5 protein-coding genes are annotated in these 3,004 nt (G+C 62.1%); all 5 read right to left on the minus strand.

Annotated features, from left to right (window positions below; translation table 11 throughout):
- A partial coding sequence (locus ACFDS3_RS20195) for a replicative DNA helicase (RefSeq protein ID WP_375264122.1) occupies positions 1-1,121 on the minus strand: 1,121 nt, incomplete at its 3' end.
- A gap of 255 nt (positions 1,122-1,376) precedes the next feature.
- Positions 1,377-1,811: a hypothetical protein gene (locus tag ACFDS3_RS20200; RefSeq protein ID WP_375264123.1), complete on the minus strand. Its 435-nt coding sequence runs from the start codon at positions 1,809-1,811 to the stop codon at positions 1,377-1,379.
- Positions 1,811-2,035, minus strand: a complete 225-nt coding sequence (locus ACFDS3_RS20205; RefSeq protein ID WP_375264124.1) for a hypothetical protein — start codon at positions 2,033-2,035, stop codon at positions 1,811-1,813. Before ACFDS3_RS20205 ends, ACFDS3_RS20200 begins: the two co-directional genes overlap by 1 nt.
- On the minus strand, positions 2,032-2,508 hold the full coding sequence (locus ACFDS3_RS20210) for a hypothetical protein (protein ID WP_375264125.1): 477 nt from the start codon (positions 2,506-2,508) through the stop codon (positions 2,032-2,034). The genes ACFDS3_RS20205 and ACFDS3_RS20210 overlap by 4 nt, the downstream gene beginning before the upstream one ends.
- Positions 2,505-2,783: a hypothetical protein gene (locus ACFDS3_RS20215; protein WP_375264126.1), complete on the minus strand. Its 279-nt coding sequence runs from the start codon at positions 2,781-2,783 to the stop codon at positions 2,505-2,507. Before ACFDS3_RS20215 ends, ACFDS3_RS20210 begins: the two co-directional genes overlap by 4 nt.
- Positions 2,784-3,004: the final 221 nt, after the last annotated feature.

Raw genomic sequence — 3,004 nt, forward strand, 5'->3', positions numbered from 1 at the left:
GACAGCTGGGGCCGCTTGTCCTCGCGCTGCTCGACGGCCCGGGAGAGCTGCGACAGCGCCAGCACGGGCAGCTCTAGGCGCATGGCGAGGTCCTTCAGGCTCCGGCTGATCTCGGTGATCTTCTCGAACCGGCTGCTGCCCTTCACGTCCATGAGTTGCAGGTAGTCGATGATGAGAAGCGGCAGCTTGTCCTTCGGCAGATGACGAACGCATTGTTTGACGCCCGACAGGAGCGCGGACGCTTCCGCATACTTGCGCGGCAGGAATTGGATCGGCAGTTCCGCAAGGCGCTTGCTGGTCTCGACCAGCGACCGATACTGCAACTCGGTCATCTGCCCCCGGCGCGCATCGCTATAGCTTACTGCGTCATGCTTGCCGCCAGTCCCTTCGGCCATGGCGCGAACGGCCAGAGATTCCGGAGTCATCTCAAGGGATGCGAAGATGACGCCGTGACCAGCACGAGCCGCATTAAGGCCCATGGTCATTGCAACGGCGGTTTTGCCCATCGAGGGGCGGCCACCGAGAAGCGCAAGCTCGCCCGCTTCCATGCCGGGGATGATGTAGTCGAGCGCGCCGATGCCGCTGCGAACACATTCGACTTCGCGCCCGTGGTAGGCATCATTGATCTTGCGAAGAGCTTCGGTCGCGGCTGCCATCATCGAGACAGGGCGAACCGCGCTGGACGTGGCTCCGATAGCCATAAGCCCGGCCTCAAGGGCAGAGGCGGCATCGCCAGCCGCGCCATCCTCAGAGGTGACGGCAGCTTCGGTCTTGCGGATCAGCGCTAGGATTTCCCTCTTGGCGCGCAGGTCGTCCAGATGATCGACATACCCGCCCATTGCGGAGGCACCGATAGCAGCACCAGCCAAGCGGGCGATGTAGCCCGGCCCGCCAAGATCGGCCAAGCCTTCGGCCAGAGACGGCGCGCGGGCGATGGTGATCGCGTCCACAAGGTCGCCAGCACGGTCGCGCTCGGCCATGACCTTGTAGATTTGAGCGTGGACCGGATCATAGAAGAGCGCAGCACCACCGCGCCCCGCCACTTCCGCAATACGCGCCGGGCGCATCAAAAGGTTGCCGAGAAGCTGTTGCTCGGCTTCGATGGAGTGAGGTTCGGTCATGGCGGCAGGCCTCAGATAAGCGACGTTACCCATCGGCTTTCTCCCCTTTCACAGGGGCGGGCTGCGCCATACGGCGGGCGGAATCCTCCACGATACGCTTGGCAATGTCCCCGAGGGGTTGCCAAGCGCCGGGGGCGCTTTTATGTGTCATGAGAGATTGTTGCTCCGGGTTAGAGACGGGGTTGCAATTTAGGGATGGCAAGGCGTCACAGCTCCTTGTCATCCCGCTCAGATTACCCAAAACATGGCGATACATCAAGCGGAATCTCCTTGTTTTGCAGGGGTTTCGGCGCTTCTAAGCCCATCCGCGAACGCTTCTGCATCGGCCTCATCAGCGAACGCGCCGTGCAGCACGACCACCACCTTGCCGCCCTTCACCGGGTCGCCCATGCGGTGCGTCACGGTGAAATTGCGGTCATCAACTCCGAGGGCCATGGCGAGGCCGTCTTGCCCGTGCTTCCATGCGCCAATGCAGCCATCCATGTCGCGGGCGCGCGCATCTGGCTCATGAAAGATCACGGTCATCGACACACGATCCACGTTGAGCGGCAGGACGCCTTGCGACTTTGCAGCGTAGAACACAGCCGACTTGTGAGCGTTCGCGGCAGGCTGATAGCGCCGCCAGTGGAGCTTGCGCTTCGCGTTTGGCGATAGCTTGGTGTAGTCGGGCCAGGGCAGTTCGATGCGCATCACACCACCTCGCGGGGATTGTCCCCCGACTGCCGAGGGAGGGCAGCAGCCGGGGTCCGCGCCGCCTTGGCCACCAGCGCGGATTCAAGCCGCCACGCTTCGTCATGCGTGTCGGCGTAGTCGGTGAAGGCACCGCAGGCGCAGGTCAGCCAGAACGGCCCCTTGGAGCCGTCAGGGCGCGTGTGCCAGTGGAGGCGGATGCGGGGGTGATCGCAGCAGGTCATGTTGATACCCGGTACTGATAGGCGGACACCCAAGACGTCACCGGGACGTGACCGTCCGTCGCCTTCTCGATCTTGGTCGTAGTCCTAAAGTTCGGATTGACCTTGCCTTCGATTACCCGCTTGACGGTCGGCGCACCGATGCCGGAGAGGCTGGCGAAGTCTTTCGCGCCATACCCCTTGCCGGCCATCCATTCGGCCAAGGCTATTGCCGCGCTTGAAGGCGTAGCGACCTTGATGCGGGCAGGGTTGTGATGGACGTTGTGAATCGGCTTCTCGTCCGCGATCGCGGAGATCTCGGCAGCGCAGGCCAGCGCCTCATCATCAAACCACTGTAGCTCGATGCGCTCTACATCGCGGAACCAGCGGGACCGGATCTTGTGAAGTGACGCACGGCTGCGCGGGTTCACGGTCTTGCCGATATAGAGCAACCGGCCTTCCGCATCGTAATGCCGGTAGAGCGCGCATGGGGTCATGCCGAAGCCCTCCGCTTGGGGCCTTCGTTCACATCCCCTTGAACTGAGCGCATCCCGTTGCCAGTTAAATTGGCGACGGGTTTGAAATTGAAAGCCTCCATTGGGCAGAACACGCCACGGCTTTCGGCCAGAACCTTGATCGGCGCATACCACTGCGCAGCGAAGTATCCGACCGACCGGGCGTGACGAAGGTTGCGTTCGGTGAGACCAAGCGAATCCCGAAGGACATCATGGCCCACGGCGTCAATCAGCATCTGAGCAGGGTTGGATTTCATGCCCCGATCATGCCAAGAATCTTGACACAGGTCAAGCCAAGCGATGTCGGATTGAGTCAAAATCCTTGGCGCGGGATGATCCCGACCATGGAGAAAGCAGACAAGCCCTTCGGGGATATAGCAGAACGTATCCGCTGGCACCGAGCCTTAGAGGGGATGGACCAGCGAGATTACGCGGAGAAGGCCGGGCTAAAGCGCGCTCAGCTTTCCTCTCCGCTTCT

Origin of the sequence: Palleronia sp., from assembly GCF_042089775.1 — a bacterium.
GTDB lineage: Bacteria > Pseudomonadota > Alphaproteobacteria > Rhodobacterales > Rhodobacteraceae > Palleronia.